Source organism: Asaia platycodi JCM 25414, from assembly GCF_000614545.1.
GTDB classification, from domain to species: domain Bacteria; phylum Pseudomonadota; class Alphaproteobacteria; order Acetobacterales; family Acetobacteraceae; genus Asaia; species Asaia platycodi.
This window is the reverse complement of record NZ_BAKW01000005.1, coordinates 13,807-31,435: the sequence shown is the minus strand read 5'-3', so window position 1 is coordinate 31,435 and position 17,629 is coordinate 13,807. Positions and strand designations below refer to the sequence as shown.

Below are 17,629 nucleotides of genomic sequence, written 5' to 3'. Positions count from 1 at the left end.
CAAAGTGGTGCCATGACCTGCATCTTCATTGATTCCGACGCCTGCCCGGTGAAAGACGAAGTTTATCGCGTTGCCGGACGCTATGGCCTGCATGTGTTCGTTGTAGCCAACCGCATGATCGCGCTGCCGGACTCGCCCTTGATCGAACGTGTTGTGGTCGATGCGGGGCCCGATGTGGCCGATGACTGGATTGCCGAACGCGCCTGTGAGCAGGACATCATCATCACCGCCGATATTCCGCTCGCGGCACGCTGCGTCGAGAAGGGGGCCCATGTGATCGAGCCTAAGGGCCGGATTCTCGATGGCGATGCCATCGGTATGGCGCTGGCCATGCGCAATCTCATGACCGATCTGCGTTCGGCAGGCATGATGACACCCGGCGGGGCCGCTTTCGGCAAGGCTGACCGTTCCCGTTTTCTCTCCGCGCTCGACACGCTGGTTAACAAGGCCCGCAAGCCGCGTTTACGGCCTATGGTGCTGCCACCGGATTAAAAAGAAAATAGCTGACAGGTCGGGGTATAAGAACAGGTCGTGATGGCGCCATTGCTGCATAGGTAAAGGTGTAGAAATAGTCTTGGAGATTATATCTGCACAGGGCGAATGACGTGGCGAAACGACTTGAGAAGACGATATCGTTCTGGCAAGCAGGTCATTTCTTCAGGCAGAGTACGGACTGGCGCTTTCTGTATCGCTTGGACGTCTTGATCCCAATGGTCGGCATGATCGCGTTGGGGTGCGTGATCAATCTCATCACGCACATCCTGCAGGCGTCTGTCGCGAAACCCGGGGGCAGTCGCAGGAGCCATGGGAACACCATACGTTATTCGAAATAGTCGCCTTGTGGTTCCTTAGCCTCGTCGTGACCCGTTGCGCCCTGACCACCTGGTCCGGACCTGATCTCTGGCGGATGGACTGGGGTGCTCTGAAGTCTGCATGCACCGAAGCGGTTTGCGAGATCATACTGGGGGGCGCTCTGGTGCTAATCGTGAAGATGCCCGCATTACTGCCCGCCGATGCAAGTGCGGGACTGGAGTTGTTTCTTCTTTTGGTTCTGACAATTGCAGGAATAACGTGCTTTTGGATATTTGCCTGCTGCTTCGCTATGAGTTCTGTCGCGTGGAAAAGCGCGCGACCGCAGTTTCGTATCAGACAGAGCTTTGAGGCCATGAGCGGGCATGTCTGGAGTTATATTTTCTGGAGTTCCGTGATCGTCTTTCTGCCGATAGTCTTGATGACGCTTTTGCAGAAAGCCATGAATGCTCTCTGGACCGGTAAAGCCGCACTCTTGGCAGGCGTGGTCTGTGTGACCCTGACCAGTGCTGCGACGCGGATCCTGTCGCAAAACTTTGATCTGCAGTTCTTTCGCGCTTTGGGTCTTGATACGCCAGTCCCTGCCGAGGCGGGACCTCTTTCATGCGCGCATGAAATTTAAAGGAAAGATGGCCAAATTCTTACAGGCGTGTCATGTTTTCTGACTGATCGGGGCGATTCCGCTTTGTCCTCTGGACCAGGACGCTGATCTGCCTGATCGAGCTATTTCATTGACGCCTAATCATCCGGGAATGACCGATTTCATGAATGCTCCTTTCTCCACGACCACGCTTGAGACGGCCAGCGAGACTGCCCCCGACGCCTTCTCGCCTCGATGTTGCTGGAAGCCCGACGCACCAACAAGCCCTTGCAGACCGTTCCCGAGACCATTGTCCCCATTAATCCGAAAGCCGCCTATGCGGTGCAGGATGTCGTGGCTCGTGCGTTGAGCGAGACCGGCAAGGGGGAGATCGTCGGGTGGAAAGTGGGCGCGGCAACCCCCACGGCCTTGCCCTCTTGCGCACCGCTGCATCGGGCTACGGTGTTCGAGAGCGGGCAGGATCTTTCGCCGTCTTTCTGCCGCTTCCATGGGGTCGAGGCAGAGATCGCCTTTTCGTTCAGGAACGATCTGCCGGCAAGGGCCGAACCCTGGACGAAAGACGAGGTCGCCGAGGCGATTGGAGCCATTCATGGCGCGATTGAATTGCTCGATACGCGTTTCGTGACGCCGAATTCGCAGCATAACCTCTCGCATCTGGCCGATCAGGGTAGTCATGGCGTGCTCGTCGTGGGGCGCGGTGTTACGTCATGGCGCGATTTCACGCCGACGACCCTGCCCATGACCATGCTGGTGAATGGCGAAAAGCGGTACGACCAGCAGGGGGGCAACAAGGCAGGCGATCCGTTGCGTCTGCTCACCTGGCTGACCAATCATGCCGTTGAGCGCGGTCGCCCGCTGCGTGCAGGCGATATCGTGACCACAGGTTCGACCATGGGCACGCTGTTTCTCGATGACCCTGCCGAAATCTGCGTTTCTTTCGAGGGGTTGTTTCCCGTCGAGGCGCGGCTGGGCGCACCGTTCCGTCTTTGAACATGACACTATCGGCAAGGGTGAGCGGCGCTCCACCGTAACGGCATAACGCCAAGGTGATGAGCGTCCCGGCGGCGTTCTTCCTAGGGTCGAAGGCCCCGCAACCTGCAAGATGGACAAGTCATGGCCAGCAAGACCGATATTATCATGATCGACCCCATGCCAGAGAGCTTCAACGAGCAGCTCGGCACGCCTTTTCGCCTGCATCAGTTCACCTCGATCGAAGCGCTGACGCCTTTGGCCGGGCGGATCGAAGGGGTGACCACAGGCGGTGGTAGCGGTCTGCCCCGACCGGTCATGGATCTGTTACCCAATCTGAAGATCATCTCGGTCAACGGGGTGGGCATCGACAAGATCGACCTTGATGAGTGTCGGCGCCGGGGCATTCGTCTTGCGACAGCTCAGGGCGTTCTGACTGATGATGTGGCCGATATGGCCATCGGGCTGATGCTGGACGTCGTGCGTGGCATTTCCTGCAATGACCGCTTCGTCCGTGCCGGGAAATGGGCGCACGAACCGGTCGTCAATTCATGGACGATCAAGGGCAAGAAGCTCGGGATCGCCGGATTTGGCGCCATCGGCAAGGCTGTTGCCAAACGGGCGGTGTCTTTCGATATGGCCGTGGCCTATTTCAGTTCGCGCCAGCAGACCGATACGCCGCACTATCCGTTCTATCCTGAATTACGTGTTCTGGCCGATTGGGCCGATGTGCTGGTGCTCTGCGTTTCGGGGGGCGCACGGTCATTCCATATGGTCGACCGTAACATTCTCGAAGCCTTGGGGCCGAAGGGCTTTCTGATTAATGTGGCACGTGGCTCGGTCGTCGACGAAGAGGCTCTGATCGAGGCGCTGCGCGACAACACGATACGTGGGGCAGGGCTCGACGTCTTTGCCGATGAGCCTCATGTGCCTGAAGCGTTTTACGGTCTGGACAATGTGGTGCTGCAATCGCATCGTGCCACGTCGACGTTTGAAACCCGCCACGCCATGGGACGACTGGTTTTCGACAATCTGGCGGCCTTCTTTCAGGGCAAGCCCTTGCTGACCCCTGTGCTCTGACGCTTCTATTCTCGCGCTGAGGCTTCGTAGTGCGAGCGGCGTGCCTGCCGCGGAGAGGGTTCAGCGTTTGTCGTTTACACTGGCCTGCCCTTTGCGAAAGCGGTCGAAATGCAGTCCGGCGCCTGCGCGGGTCACCTGCGAGCGGGCGGGAAGCAGATAGACCCGGTGATTGGGATAATCGAACAACACGATATGCGACCGGAAGAAATCGACACCGAGCAGACCGACGCCAGATCGGTCTGCGCAAAGACAGGCGTACCGTTCAAAGACAGGGAGCCGATGCTTGCGTTACCGAGCGTCGTGCGACGAAGCAGGGAGTGCAGCGCACCATAGAGTGCAACGGTCGGGTTGCGTTCCTCCTTCGTGGTGTCTGTCTTGGGCAAGTTCAGCCAGTTTGCGGGCAGCGTCGTGACAGGCACGTCTGAATCAAGGGTCAGCTCCCGTTTCCTGCCATCGATCTGCCCGGTCACGGAATCATTGCCCGACAGCGACAGAGCCTGCGCGCCGGAGCCGATGAAATCAGACGGCGCTTCGGCGCAGGCCGAATCCTGCCGAAAGCGGATCAAGGCGAAAACACCGTGAGGCATGTCGAGCAGCACGGCGAGGTTTTCAAAAAAGACACTGCCGATCGTACCGATCAGGGGGCGTATGCCGATTTGCTGCATCGGATAATCGTCGAGGCGGATCATGTCCGGTGTTTGCAGATCGAGCGTGCCCAGCTTGAGCTGCCCCGCCTTGATGACGGGGCGTGTTTCGGTATGCACGCGATTGGTCATGATCGAGACCGTCTTATGCATATCCTCGGTCTCGAAGCCCTCCATATTGCCCACATAGAGCGCATCGAACGCGCTGGAGAAATAAAGGGCAATTTCTTTCCCATCAAGTGTGGCGGGCAGGATGGGGGAGTCGCCCCGCCCGCCAAGAAGCGGCAGGGTCACGGCACGTTCGATACAATCGGATTTTTCCTGTGCCAGCACCGGATCTGACCCGAACCTCGCGAAGGCTGCGACAAGAGCGCCGATCCGTATCGTCTTGTTCATCGAAGCTGGCTGTCTTTGCTGCCTCGGCGGTTGATGCCGGTAAAGACTGGGCGGCTGTCGCGTGCGCTCTGGCAGGCAACACAGAGTTTAACACCTGGTACGGCACGACGTCGCGCCTCAGGGATGGGTTCATCGCATTCGATGCATTCCTCCGCACTTTCCCCTTTGGGCATGGCGTGGCGCGCGCGATTGACGGCATCGGCAATCGTATCGTCGATCTGGTCCTGAACGGCTCCATCGGGAGCCCAGCCGGTCGCCATGAGCGTATTCTCCCCTATCGTGACAGAACTTGAATATTGCGATGACGGGACAGGGATAAAAGGGGGAGAAAAGGCGCAAATAACCCGTTTTCATCAGGCGTTGAGGGCTTTTCTCATATGGTTTTGCCGCGCACTGAACCCGCGCCGCTTCTCACCGTTCACGAGGATGGGAGGCATGGTGCATGACACGATCGGGGGAAGACCGGAGCGGCAGCACGATAACGCCGCTTCCTGTGCAGACTTTGCTCGACCCGGTTCAGGCGGCGGCCCATCTTGGCCTTGCTCCCGGCGTTTTCCGTGCATTGCGTTTCTTTCGTTGCGGGCCGTCGCGGCTGATGCTGCGTGGCAAAGCTTTCTATCGCCGCATCGAACTCGACAAGCTGCGTCATGACTGGTGTACGGCGGTGCAGGTGAGCCCGGAAAACCGTCTGGTTGTCCGGCCCGATCCTGACTCGCAGCCCAGGGCAGGTCATGAAGAAGAGCATCTCGATCCGCTGATGCGTCTGCTGGCGTTGCGCGCCATACGCCACCGTATCGTGGTGTCGATCTTCTGGACGATGGGAATTATCGGCGGCGCGATCTGTCTCATTCTTTATTAAACCGGCTCACAAGGGTGGCCCGGTATCAGCCCGAATATTTCAAGGATCAATCCAATGCGTACGCGCCTCTTTGCCTCGACCCTGATCGGTTCCCTCACCTGCAATGCGGCTCTTATGATGCTGGCGCGCAAGCGCGGACTCAGTGCAGCTCAGGGTGTCAATTGCACTGCCCATTGGCTGGCTGGGTCTGACGCAGCTGAAGTCAGGGATTTCGACCTGAAACATAGCGGGACGGGTATTGCGACGAATGTAGCCGCTTTGCTCTTTTGGTCTGTGTTCTATGATCTGGCGCTGGGCAGGAAGCCCGGTCGCGCTCGTGCGTTGCTGGTGACGCTTGCTCTGGGACCGGTGGCGGCATTTGCCGATTACAAAGCGACGCCCAAACGCTTTACCCCTGGCTGGGAGCTGGTTTTTTCCAAAAAGGAGATGGCACTGGTCTATGCCGCCATGGTGGCAGGCATGGCAATGGGTACCAGACGCACCCGCTGAGCCTGTTTCATGAGGAGGGGCGACGAGGATGCCCCTCGCGCCTGCGTCGTTTCAGCCTACGAGCCTGACGAACGCGATAGACTTGCAGATGAAAATCAGGCTGTGCCGCCAATCGTGAGGCCCGCCAGTTTCAAGGTTGGTTGTCCCACCCCTACCGGCACGCCCTGACCGGCCTTGCCGCAGGTGCCGATCCCGGGATCGAGGGCCACATCCTGTCCGATCATCGAAATCTTGTTCATGGCATCGAAGCCGTTGCCGATGAGCGTCGCGCCTTTGACTGGACGTGTCACCTTGCCGTCTTCGATCAGATAGGCTCTGACATCGCAAAGACGAACTTGCCCGACGTGATGTCCACCTGACCGCCACCGAAATCGACTGCGTAGAGACCGCGCTTTGTTGAGCGGATCATCTCTTCTGTCGTGGCCTCGCCGCCGAGCATCAGCGTATTGGTCATGCGCGGCAAGGGCACATGGGCATAGGACTGGCGGCGCCCGTTACCTGTCGGGGCAACGCCCATGAGGCGAGCGTTCAGACGGTCCTGAATGAAACCGCGCAGGATGCCATCCTCGATCATGACCGTGCGTCCCGAAGGCGTGCCTTCATCGTCAATGGTCAGCGAGCCGCGCCCTTCGGCGAGCGTACCGTCATCGACGACCGTGACGCCGGGAGCGGCAACGCGCTTGCCGACCATGTCGCTGAAATTGGAGGTGCCCTTGCGGTTGAAATCCCCTTCAAGCCCATGACCGACTGCTTCATGCAGCAGAATGCCCGGCCAGCCCGGACCAAGCACCACATCCATCTCGCCGGCAGGGGCGGGGCTGGCATCGAGGCTAACCCTGGCGCGACGCACGGCTTCATCGACGGCTTCCTGCCAGGTTTCACGGCCCAGAAGGCGCGAAAGCGTATAGCGCCCGCCCATGCCGCGGCTGCCGCTTTCACGCCGACCGTCACGTTCGAGCACGACCGAGATATTCAGCCGTACCAGCGGGCGCAGATCGGCTGTGCGAAAGCCTGAATCGCGCATGATCTGCACGGCCTGCCATTCTGTGGCGATGCTGGCCGAGACCTGTACCACTTCAGGGCCGAGGCCACGCGCATAGGCGTCGATCTCACCCAGAACGGCAGCACGGGCAGCAAAATCAGTATCGCTCAGCGGGCTTTCCGGCGCGTAGAGCCGTCGGTTGGTGGCCTGGGGCGGGGCAGAAAGCGCGCCGCTGCGCCCCTGACGCACGACAGAGACCGCGCCGGCCGCCCGTTCGAGCGCGCTTTTGCTGATTTCGTCGGAATGGGCGAACCCGGTCTCGGGGCCGATGACGGAACGCAGGCCGAAACCCGATGACGTATCGAAGCTCGCCGACCGAATGACGCCGTCATCAAGGACGATGGACTCGCTCTCACGATATTCGAGAAAAAGCTCGCCATCCTCGATGCCGTCGAGCGATTTTGTGACGATCTTCTCTGCCTCATCGCGTGTGAGCGTGCTGTCCTGCCGCTCGAAAAACAGACGATCCGTCACAGCAAGAGCAGAAAGGGGCGCATCTTCGGCAAAAATCGGCATGGGTACGAAAAGCTCCTTCTTGAGCCTGACACATGGCGTGTCCCGCCGCCGAATGCGAGGGGAAAGCGGCCATAAGCCCGAAAAAGACGCGACTTATCGGGCGAGACGGGCATTGAGGGCAATAAAGACCATCAGCAGGGCGATAAGAGAAAAAGCGGTTGTGAGGCTGCTGAGATGCGCCACAGCGCCGACCAGGGCCGGCCCCGCCAGAATACCCGCGTAGCCCATGGTCGTGATGGCGGCGACGGCAGCATTGGTCTTCATGACAGTCTGCTTGCCGGTAGAGGCGTAAAGCACCGGCACGATATTGGCGCAGCCAACCCGATCAGCACGAAACCGCCAAGCAGACTGACCGCATTGGGGCCAAGCACTACGAGGGCGAAACCCAGAGCTGCACAGAGTGCACCTCCTGCCACGATCAGGACCGGCCCGGCCCTGGCGACGACACGGTCGCCGGTCAGCCGACCAAATGTCATGGCCGTGGCAAAAACGGCGTAGCCCCAGCCCGGTGTGATGTCGAAAGAAGCGCGCTCGCCTGCCAGATAGACGCCGCCCCAATCGAGCACGGCGCCTTCGGCCAGAAAGGCGATGCAGGTCAGAAGGCCGAGCAGCCAGACAATGCCGCGTGGCAGGCCGAACCCGGCGCCACCGCCCGGCTCCGCGTGGTTCAGCAAGCCGCGCCATGACGCGCAGAACAGCCCGATCATGCCCAGCTCGCCGATCAGCACGCTCACCCAGGGCTGCGCCTCTATCAGGGCCAGAAGCTGAGGCCCGGCGGCCCCCGCCGCGCCGCCAATGCTGAAAAAGGCGTGAAAGCCCGAAAGCATTGGCCTGCCGCTCTGCTTTTCGACATCGACGGCCTGGATATTCAAGGCCGTCTCGACCGCGCCCAACCCCATGCCGAGGCCGAATACCGATGCGGCCAGAAGCGGCACGGCATGCAGAAGGGCCAGAGGCATGAGCAGCGAACCGGCAAGGCCGAGCCCGCCCGTTGCGACAATGCGGCACCCCCAGCGACTGACAAACTGCCCTGCCAAAGGCATGCCGATGATCGATCCTATACCGAGGCAGAGCAGCAGCAGCCCCAGCTCGCCATCGTCGAGATCTGCATGGTGCTTCACCACCGGAACGAGGCAGGACCAGAGTGCTGACACGACTCCGACCAGAAAAAAGACGGCGCACGTGCTGTTTTGCAACCTCTTCAATGCTGCCTTGTTCATCCGGCATCCCCTTTTTCTGGCGTGTCTGGCGTCGAGGGAGAGCAGAGCGCCACAAAACCTCACGGGGCTCGAGTCACATCTCTGACAGGATGTTGCCTCAAACCCGTGGTCAGAGAAGGTAGACCCGACCGTATCGGATCGACATTCAAGGAGACCGCATGACGAGACAACGCCTTTCCTTCTCGCATTTCCTGCTGCTCGGCGCTTCACTGGTTGTCCTTGGTGCGTCGTCTGAAGCAGCTATGGCGCAGGCTGCCGATCAGGGGCAAACGGCATCACGAGACACGCAGGCATCACCGACGTCCTCGGGCGCAGCGCCCAACGCCAGGCCTGATTCAGCGGAGGGTGCTGCATCGGCCCAGGCCACCGGCCCGGCGCCAGGCCCACGTGAAACTGTAGCGAGCGAGGCGGCTCAGTCTCTTCATGTGGCCTCGGTGCCTCAGGATCTACGGTCGCCGTCTATTGCGATGGGCGGTCTGTTTGCAGCAATCGGCGGCGCCCATCTGGCCCCGGACTTCAAGACGATTGCCGATTCACGCCCCGATGAGGCGCCGGCGAAGCTGCTTCAGGACTGGGAGGCGCAGCGCAAGCATCCCGATTTCAACATCAAGGCGTTTTACACCCAGCATTTCTCGCCCCCGCTTCGCCGTGATGTGTCGTATCGGCGCAAGGCTGATGAAAACATCTATGATTATATTCAGGGTATGTGGGGCGTGCTGACACGTCAGCCCGACAAGCCCATGGCCTATTCGTCTCTCTTGCCTCTGCCCTATGCCTATGTCGTGCCAGGCGGTCGTTTTTCCGAGCTGTATTACTGGGACACCTATTTCACCATGATCGGCCTCTACGAGACCGGGCAATGGGATCTGCTGCGCGGGATGATCAAGGATATGGCGTCCTTGATTGATCGTTATGGCCATATTCCCAACGGGACGCGCACCTATTATCTCAGCCGTTCCGAGCCGCCCTTCTTCTCCCTGATGGTCGATCTTCTGGCGCAGCATGACGGACAGGGCGCCTACCGCGATTTTCTGCCGGAATTGCAGAAGGAATATGATTACTGGATGGAAGGCGCCGACACACTCAAGCCGGGTCAGGCCTATCGTCATCTGGTGCGCCTTTCCGATGGCACGCTGCTTTTGCGCCACTGGGACGATCTCGATACGCCGCGCGACGAGAGCTATCCCGAAGATGTCGCGACCGCCGCCCGTGCCAGCACACGCGCGCCTTCGGAAGTGTATCGCGACCTGCGTGCCGGGTCCGAAACGGGGTGGGATTTCTCGTCGCGCTGGTTGGCCGACGGGCATACCCTTGCCACCATCCACACCACCGATCTCGCCCCTATCGAGGTCAACTGCCTGATCGTGCATCTCGAGCAGACGCTTGAGCATGGCTACGCCCTGACCGGTCAGCGCAAACTCGCAAGGCTTTACGGCCAGCGTGCCGATGAGCGTACGGCCATTGTCAGGCGCATTTTCTGGAACGATGAGAAAGGCGCATTTTACGATTATGACTGGCGCAAGGGTCAATCGACAGATGTGCTGTCTGCCGCGACCGCCATGCCGCTCTTCCTTCGTCTTGCTTCCCAGGCCCAGGCGCTGGCAGTGGCGGACACCATACAGGCAAGGTTGCTTCGGGCTGGGGGTATCATGGCGACAGATCATGAGAGCGGTCAGCAATGGGATGCGCCGAATGGCTGGGCGCCCGAAGAATGGATGGCCATCAAGGGGCTCAATAATTACGGAGCGAGCGATCTCGGCGAGACCATAGCCAGGCGATGGATGGCACGCGTGATCGGCACTTATGAGAAATCGGGTGTGCTGCTGGAAAAATATGACGTGGAATCGCCCGAGATCAGCGCCACAGGTGGCAAGGGCGGCGGCGAATACCCAATGCAGGTCGGGTTCGGCTGGACCAATGGCACGTTGCTTGGGCTGATGCGCCGCTATCCCGGCGATACTGCGCAGATCCTCAAGCACAACCCTCTGGCAAATCAGACGCCCATCGACGTTCTGCCCCCCAGTGATCCTTATAGTGCTGTTGGTCCGCAGGTTTCGCCTTCCGCACCAGCCAAACCTGCGGGTGATGTCGAGACCGGGGGCTCATCGGTTACTTCCGATAAAGCGGGTTCGAGTGCTCCTGAGAAGCTGCGTCGGGTAAGAACGGCCCCGAAACAGCCGACCCCGGAAAAGCGGCATCCGAAAACCAGGCAACGCCGCAGGAGAAGCCTCTGGACCAACGTGTGCCGACCGCCAAAATGACGGCGTATCAGCCTCCTGAGGGCTGAAATGGCGCGCGAGGCGATCGAGTGCTTCCCGCAGAACGCTCTCGGTCTTGCAGAAAGCAAAGCGGATGAGATGGCGTGGCGGCTCGGTGCCCTGCGGGTCGTAGAAAGCCGAGACCGGAATGGCAGCAACGCCTGATTCGGTCACCAGATCACGGCAGAATGCAACGTCATCACGGCCTCTGGCATGGGCGGTAATATCGGCCACAACGAAATAGCTGCCATCGGCGGGCAGTGTGGGAAAGCCCAGCGCGTGTAGCCCCTCGGCAAACAGATCGCGTCTGGCGCGCAGGCTGTCGGAAAGTGAGGTGAAGAAAGGCTCTCCCAGATCCAGCCCCTTCGCCACAGCGCGCTGCAGATTGGGTGCGCTCGAAAAGGCGATGATCTGATGCGCTTTGGCGATAACCGAGGCCAGAGCTGGGCAGGCGGTGATGTAGCCGATCTTCCAGCCGGTGACCGAGAAGCTCTTGCCCGCGCTGCCGATACGTATGGCGCGTTCCCGCATGCCGGGGCGTGTCATGAGCGGGATATGTTTTACCCCGAACGTCAGATGCTCATACACCTCGTCGCACAATGCGTAGCAATCATGGGCGAGAACGAGCGAGGCGATCAGATCGAGTTCCTGTGCGGTGAACACCTTGCCGCTGGGATTCATCGGCGAGTTGAGTACGATCAGCTTGGTCTTATCCGAAAATGCGGCGCGCAGCGCGTCTTCCGGCAGATGCCAGTCCGGTGCTTCGACCCGCACGCAGCGCGGCACGGCGCCCAGCAGGCGCAGTACGGGCAGATAGGTGTCGTAAAGCGGCTCGATCAGCACGACTTCGTCGCCTGGTTCGATGAGTGCCATCAGGCTGACAGCCAGCGCTTCTGTCGCGCCAGATGTGACGATCACTTCCTGAGACGGGTCGATGTCGAGGCCGTAATCGCGCTTGTTGGCACGTGCCACTGCCTCGCGCAGTTCAGGCAGGCCGGTAAGAGGCGCATATTGATTGCGCCCGTCTTTCAGCGCTTTTGCTGCTTCGTCGATGAGTTCGGCTGGTCCTTCGATATCGGGGAAACCCTGCCCTAGATTGATGGCGCCATGGGCCATGGCAAGCTGGGACATTGTCGTGAAGATGGTGGTCGGCAAGGAGCCGAGAAAGGCGTTGGGAGTTTTCATGCCGGGCCTGCGCTGCAAAGGGACAAGGGCTGCAAAAGCAATAAGGTATGATACCGGCTTAATCCCGGCTGTAAAACGTTCGGAGCAAAAGGCTTTTGAATCTGAAAGGTCAGAAATTGAGCGTCATGCAGTCGAAGGCGCAAAGGCTGTACCGAGGGGTGCTTCATCCCAGTGAAGAGGCGAGGCCGGATTCCGGTCGCGATGGCGTTACGTGACGTACATGCGCATCACAGTCGCGTGGGGCATCGAAAAGATCAGGAATGAGGGAATGACGCGATCCGATATGCTTTTTCTGTTGGTCTGCCATGCGTCGTTTTGCTTCCGAAAGGTGTTTGACGACCTCGCAAGGGGGGCACGAATGCGGCTTTTCGTGCGTCGTGCGTTGCAAAAAGCCTTTGGAATACTCGACAGTTCGCGAATCCTGTCCTAATCGTTTTGCAGCCGATCAGTGCGGCCCCTTGAGGCAGATACAGGTATTTGACAAATGGCGAAAAAAGCTCCAGCCGCGGCTTCCAAGGCTGCGTCTTCCCCGAATGCAGCCCATGCCAAGCCCGGCAAGCCGGATAGCGCCGCTGTAAAGCGCGTCTTCGAGCTGATGCAGGAACACTCGGTCGAACTGGTCGACCTGCGTTTCACCGACCCGAAGGGCAAATGGCACCACACGACGCAGTGGCACACGACGATCGAAGAAGACACCTTCGTTGAAGGCTTCATGTTCGACGGCTCGTCGATCGCTGGCTGGAAGGCCATCAACGAATCCGACATGGTGCTTCTGCCCGACCCGACGACGGCCGTCATGGACCCGTTTTCGGCCAAGCCGCAGCTGATCCTGATCTGCGATATCGTCGAGCCTCGCACCGGCAATTACTATGCCCGTGACCCGCGCGCGACCGCCAAGGCAGCCGAAGCCTATCTGAAGACGACAGGTCTGGGCGACACGGCCTTCTTCGGCCCTGAAGCCGAGTTCTTCATCTTCGATAACGTAAAGTTCGGTACTGGCCCGCACTACGGCACATACCAGCTCGACAGCATTGAGGGCCCCGACGCCTCGATGAAGGACTATCCGGAAGGCAATATGGGCCATCGTCCGGTGGTCAAGGGCGGCTACTTCCCGGTTGCTCCGGTCGACAGCGAAGGCGACCTGCGCGCTGAAATGCTTTCGACGATGGGCGAAATGGGACTGCCGATCGAAAAGCACCACCATGAAGTGGCGCAGTCGCAGCACGAGCTGGGCACAAAGTTCGCCACGCTGGTTCAGTCGGCTGACTTCATGCAGATCTACAAATACTGCGTGCATAACGTCGCCCATTCCTATGGCAAGACGGCTACTTTCATGCCGAAGCCCATCGCTGGTGATAACGGCTCGGGCATGCATGTGCATCAGTCGATCTGGCGCGATGGCAAGCCGCTTTTCGCCGGCGACCAGTATGCTGGCCTGTCGGAAGACGCGCTGTTCTACATTGGCGGCATCATCAAGCATGCCAAGGCGCTGAACGCGTTCACCAACCCGTCAACCAACTCCTACAAGCGTCTGATCCCGGGCTTTGAAGCGCCGGTTCTGCTCGCTTACTCGGCAGCCAACCGATCGGCTTCGTGTCGTATCCCGTATTCGGTCGGCCCGAAGGCAAAGCGTATCGAAGTCCGTTTCCCGGACCCGACCGCCAACCCCTACCTCGCTTTCGCCGCCATGCTGATGGCCGGTCTCGACGGCATCCGTAACAAGATCCACCCGGGCGAAGCATGGACAAGGATCTGTACGAACTGCCGAAGGACGAACTGGCCCAGATCCCGACGGTTTGCGGTTCGCTCCGTGAAGCCCTTCAGGCCCTCGAAGTCGATTTCTCGTTCCTGCTCGAAGGCGATGTCTTCACCAAGGACCAGATCGAGAGCTACATCGAGCTGAAGTGGAAAGAAGTCTACAAGTTCGAGCACACGCCGCACCCGGCCGAGTTCGAAATGTACTACTCGGTCTGATCCGAGAAAAAGCCCGGCTTTCGCGCCGGGCTTTTTTTTATCAGCAGGCCGGTCTGGCTGAGTGGGGGACGTAAATCGGGATCGGTGCCTTGTTCGGCATGAAAGATCTTGACGAATTGCTGTTTACCGTCGAAAAGCGACCCATCCACGCTTATGCCGGGTTAGCACAGTGGTAGTGCAGCGGTTTTGTAAACCGAAGGTCGGGGGTTCAAATCCCTCACCCGGCACCAGAAATCCTTATAAATCAAGCATTCTGGAAAAGCGCATTGCGCGAACGAATAGAGCACAGCGCATGGCATGTCGGATAAAAAGCCGGATATAAATCAGCTCAGTTTTCGAGAGTAAAAACTATCATTCGGGTTGAGAGCGTTTTTACAGCAAGCCTCAAAGACGTAGAGACCGGTCTGCGCGTGCTGAGCCCAAACCGGTCTTATTTATTCGTTCAAAGGGGTGCGGATCGCTCTCTGAGCGCCTCATAGAGTTGCGCTGGTCCTAGAAGGACCTCTTTCAAGCCGCTGCGAACGCGAGCAGAATTGAGCGCCTGATGGCTCATAATCTGATGGGCCTCCAGCGTGTCCATAATCGCGTCTATGAGGGCTTTGTTCAGGTCCGGAGAATTCGCAAACTGCTCTTTGCTGTTGCTCGCGGCCTGTTCGACAAGCATGGCATTTTCCAGCAGCTTACCCTTCAAAACTCCATTCACATAAACGAGCTGGTCGTTCTCGCTCAATTCACCATCAAAAAGGCCATTCACCGTCTGAATGATTTCTTCCAAGAGAGCTTTCTGCTTCTCCTGCACAGAACCGCTACCGGTCGCGTTCATGGGAGGAAGTTTTTGAGAGTCACCTTGGTCGAGGTGCAATGGCAGCGTGCCCGTATTGCGAAGGCTGTGATGCGTCAAAGTAACCTTGGAGAGATCGACCTGATCGCGCTCGCGACCAAATTCGAGCAGGGGAATGAGACGCTTATAAAACATGAAGCGCTTCTCGATATCGGTATTTCCGTAGTCGAATATTTGCGACAGAAACGCGTAGAGCCGAATGAATGCGCCCATATCACCCTTGAACAAAATCAGGGCTTCCAGCGCATCGCGGGCGGCCTGAGCAGCAGACTCATCCTTTTGTGCCTCAGCGGCGGCCTTGTCGGCTTGGGCAGCCTTGTAACGCTTCAACAGTCGATCGGCGACCGGCGCTATTGCAGCCTGTAGCTGTGCCTGCGTGCCTTTGGGGTCTAATTCGACCTTCGCGACCAGCTCGACTTCGAAATCATCATAGCAGCCTGCGGCGTCAAGCTTGGAGCGCAGATCGAAAACCTTTTCCGGGTCGGTCGTCGCCTCAAGCTCTGCCGTCTCATAATAGGTCTTGAATGCCTTCAGGACTTCGCCGGCATCATTCACGAAATCAAGGATGTAAGTCGTGTCCTTGCCCGGGTATGCGCGATTGAGGCGAGACAAGGTCTGTACCGCCTGAATGCCACCAAGTTTCTTGTCGACATACATGCCGCACAGGAGAGGCTGATCGAACCCTGTCTGGAATTTATTGGCAACCAGCAGAAGATGGTAATTCGGCTCAGCGAAGGCGTCGCGAATATCGCGGCCTTTGAGACCGGGGTTGAGATCCTTGCTGGTCTCCGTTACGGGCGCCGGATAACTCTCCAGATCCTCAACTTCTCCTGAGAAAGCCACGAGAACACCAAGCGGATAGTTCTGCTTCGTGATGTAGACTCGTATGGCTTTCTGCCAGCGCACGGCTTCTTTCCGGCTAGCAACAACAACCATTGCTTTTGCTTTGCCATTCAGCAGAGGTTGAACATTCTCTCGATAATGCTCAACAACGATTTGGACCTTCTGCGCAATATTATAGGGATGTAGGCGTACCCATTGCATGATGCCCTTTATCGCTGCACTGCGCTCGACCTGTGCCTCGTCAAATTCTTGCCCGTCATGCGCAAGCTTGAAGGCCATTTTATAAGTTGTGTAATTCTTCAGGACATCGAGAATGAAACGTTCCTCAATGGCCTGACGCATAGAATACACATGGAAAGGTAGCGGCTTGCCATCTGTGCCAGGACGGCCAAACAGTTCGAGCGTCTTCTGCTTGGGTGTCGCTGTAAAGGCGATATAGGTCAGACCGCTCGAATCCGTGCGAGATTTCATCTGCGCGGCTAGCAGGGCCTCAGTATCGATTTCACCTCCATCCTGATATTCGGCCCATTCCTCTGCTGAGAGCAGCTGTTTGAGCTTGGAGGCGGCTTCACCGGTTTGCGAGCTATGGGCCTCATCCGCAATCACCGCAAAACGCTTGCCTTCTGTAGCAGCCAGTTCCTGCACGGCCTGCAAGGCAAACGGGAAGGTCTGGATGGTGCAGATAATGATCTTCTTGCCATTCTTGAGCGCCTGGCTGAGCTGGGCGCTTTTGCTGCCATGCTCATTCGAGATGCTTTCAACCACGCCATGCGTACGCTCAAAATCGAAAATGGCTTCTTGAAGCTGGGTATCCAGTACCGTGCGGTCCGAGACGACAAGCACGGTATCGAAAATCTTCTTGTGATTTGCATCATGCAGATCCGCCAGGAAATGCGCTGTCCAGGCAATAGAGTTGGTCTTGCCTGACCCTGCCGAGTGTTGGATCAGGTAGCGCTCTCCAGCGCCTTTCTGCAGTACATCGGCCACGAGCTTGCGGGTAGCATCGAGCTGATGATACCGCGGAAAAATGACGCTCTTGAGCTGCTTTTTCTCATCACGCTTGCCGATGAGATAGCGATGCAGAATGTCGAGCCAGCTTTCGCGCGCCCAGACCTCTTCCCACAGATAGGACGTTGCGAAACCTTCAGGGTTGGGCGCATTGCCCGCCCCGCCATGATTGCCGCGATTGAAGGGCAGGAAATAGGTCGAGGGCCCGGCCAGGCGGGTTGTCATCATGATCTCTGTCTGGCTGACGGCAAAATGCACGAGCGCGCCGCCCGGAAAGTTCAGTAGAGGCTCGCTCTGCTTGCCCTTGGGGTGTGGATCGCGATCAAAGCGATACTGGTCAACCGCATCTGAGACGCCCTGAGTGAAGTCGGATTTCAGTTCGGCAGTCGAAACCGGCACGCCATTGACGAACAGCACCAGATCAACCGCGTCTTGCGGGTTGTGGACTGAGTGCCGCACCTGCCGAACCACGCGCAGCCGATTGGCCTCATAGTGCTTCTGAATGACTGGATTGATGGCCAGGGCGGGTCTGAACTGCACCAGCATCAGAGGCTCTTTGAGGCCCAGCATCTCGACACCACGGCGCAGCACATCGAGCGTGCCACGCTCATTCAGGTTCTTGCGCACGCGCTCGGCAAGGCGCTCGTCCAGCAGGGCGCCATGCGTCTTGGTCAACCGTTGCCAGCTCTCCGACTGGGTCTCTTCAATCCAGGCCAACAGATCGGGCATGAACAGGGCATTGGTCCGGTCATAGAGCGCCGCATCGCCTTGGGCATACAACCAGCCCTGGCTAGCCAGGCTCTGGCAGATTTCGGTCTCGAAGTGATGTTCCTGGTGCAGCGTGCTCATCAAGGGCCCTGTTCGTTCACTTTATGCCGGAATGACCTGAAGTGT

At 58.6% G+C, this 17,629-nt stretch carries 12 protein-coding genes, 1 tRNA gene and 3 pseudogenes; 9 read left to right on the top strand and 7 right to left on the bottom strand.

The genetic code is table 11. The features are described 5' to 3' along the window. Positions 1 to 12: 12 nt before the first annotated feature. From JCM25414_RS05785 to JCM25414_RS05765, 4 genes are all read left to right on the top strand, one after another. A complete protein-coding gene (locus tag JCM25414_RS05785; protein WP_025841018.1) occupies positions 13 to 492 on the top strand; it encodes a YaiI/YqxD family protein in 480 nt (159 codons plus the stop codon). Between the two features lie 367 nt (positions 493 to 859). Next, the gene (locus JCM25414_RS05775; RefSeq protein ID WP_148300962.1) at positions 860 to 1,432 is read left to right on the top strand and encodes a hypothetical protein; all 573 of its coding nucleotides are present in this window, start codon (positions 860 to 862) and stop codon (positions 1,430 to 1,432) included. A gap of 213 nt (positions 1,433 to 1,645) precedes the next feature. After that, entirely contained in the window at positions 1,646 to 2,401 is a 756-nt protein-coding gene (locus tag JCM25414_RS05770) for a 2-keto-4-pentenoate hydratase (protein WP_025841015.1), read from the top strand. A gap of 123 nt (positions 2,402 to 2,524) precedes the next feature. Beyond that, the gene (locus JCM25414_RS05765) at positions 2,525 to 3,460 is read left to right on the top strand and encodes a 2-hydroxyacid dehydrogenase (protein WP_025841014.1); all 936 of its coding nucleotides are present in this window, start codon (positions 2,525 to 2,527) and stop codon (positions 3,458 to 3,460) included. A 131-nt stretch (positions 3,461 to 3,591) separates the two neighbouring features. On the opposite strand, the gene JCM25414_RS05760 is transcribed toward JCM25414_RS05765, so the two are convergent. Together JCM25414_RS05760 and JCM25414_RS05755 are read right to left on the bottom strand one after the other, a co-directional pair. Next, positions 3,592 to 4,500, bottom strand: coding sequence for a hypothetical protein (locus JCM25414_RS05760; RefSeq protein ID WP_025841013.1), 909 nt, complete (start codon positions 4,498 to 4,500; stop codon positions 3,592 to 3,594). Beyond that, positions 4,497 to 4,760, bottom strand: a complete 264-nt coding sequence (locus JCM25414_RS05755; protein WP_025841012.1) for a DksA/TraR family C4-type zinc finger protein — start codon at positions 4,758 to 4,760, stop codon at positions 4,497 to 4,499. Before JCM25414_RS05755 ends, JCM25414_RS05760 begins: the two co-directional genes overlap by 4 nt. Before the next feature lie 182 nt (positions 4,761 to 4,942). On the opposite strand from JCM25414_RS05755, the gene JCM25414_RS05750 reads away from it, so the two are divergent. Beyond that, the gene (locus JCM25414_RS05750) at positions 4,943 to 5,359 is read left to right on the top strand and encodes a hypothetical protein (protein ID WP_025841011.1); all 417 of its coding nucleotides are present in this window, start codon (positions 4,943 to 4,945) and stop codon (positions 5,357 to 5,359) included. A gap of 54 nt (positions 5,360 to 5,413) precedes the next feature. Then, positions 5,414 to 5,848 carry a hypothetical protein gene (locus JCM25414_RS05745; RefSeq protein ID WP_242403386.1) on the top strand — a complete coding sequence of 145 codons (435 nt, stop codon included), beginning with the start codon at positions 5,414 to 5,416 and terminating at the stop codon, positions 5,846 to 5,848. Between the two features lie 95 nt (positions 5,849 to 5,943). Here the strand turns inward: JCM25414_RS05745 and tldD are convergent. The 3 genes and pseudogenes from tldD to JCM25414_RS17565 form a co-directional block, all read right to left on the bottom strand. Continuing rightward, a pseudogene (gene tldD / locus JCM25414_RS17570) lies at positions 5,944 to 7,406 on the bottom strand (metalloprotease TldD). Positions 7,407 to 7,499: 93 nt separating this feature from the next. After that, positions 7,500 to 7,670, bottom strand: coding sequence for a hypothetical protein (locus tag JCM25414_RS23665; RefSeq protein WP_199897600.1), 171 nt, complete (start codon positions 7,668 to 7,670; stop codon positions 7,500 to 7,502). After that, entirely contained in the window at positions 7,667 to 8,626 is a 960-nt protein-coding gene (locus JCM25414_RS17565) for an MFS transporter (RefSeq protein ID WP_051535713.1), read from the bottom strand. The genes JCM25414_RS23665 and JCM25414_RS17565 overlap by 4 nt, the downstream gene beginning before the upstream one ends. 158 nt (positions 8,627 to 8,784) lie before the next feature. On the opposite strand from JCM25414_RS17565, the pseudogene treF reads away from it, so the two are divergent. Beyond that, positions 8,785 to 10,518: pseudogene (gene treF / locus JCM25414_RS17560) on the top strand (alpha,alpha-trehalase TreF); the annotation flags it as partial. A gap of 210 nt (positions 10,519 to 10,728) precedes the next feature. Here treF and JCM25414_RS24635 read toward each other — a convergent pair. Then, positions 10,729 to 12,069 carry an aminotransferase gene (locus tag JCM25414_RS24635; RefSeq protein WP_025841008.1) on the bottom strand — a complete coding sequence of 447 codons (1,341 nt, stop codon included), beginning with the start codon at positions 12,067 to 12,069 and terminating at the stop codon, positions 10,729 to 10,731. A 484-nt stretch (positions 12,070 to 12,553) separates the two neighbouring features. On the opposite strand from JCM25414_RS24635, the pseudogene glnA reads away from it, so the two are divergent. Both glnA and JCM25414_RS05705 read left to right on the top strand, forming a co-directional pair. Further along, a pseudogene (gene glnA, locus JCM25414_RS17555) lies at positions 12,554 to 14,043 on the top strand (type I glutamate--ammonia ligase). Positions 14,044 to 14,198: 155 nt separating this feature from the next. Then, positions 14,199 to 14,273 (top strand) — tRNA-Thr (locus tag JCM25414_RS05705). Between the two features lie 212 nt (positions 14,274 to 14,485). Here the strand turns inward: JCM25414_RS05705 and JCM25414_RS05700 are convergent. Further along, positions 14,486 to 17,584: a type I restriction endonuclease subunit R gene (locus tag JCM25414_RS05700; protein ID WP_025841006.1), complete on the bottom strand. Its 3,099-nt coding sequence runs from the start codon at positions 17,582 to 17,584 to the stop codon at positions 14,486 to 14,488. Between the last annotated feature and the right edge of the window lie 45 nt (positions 17,585 to 17,629).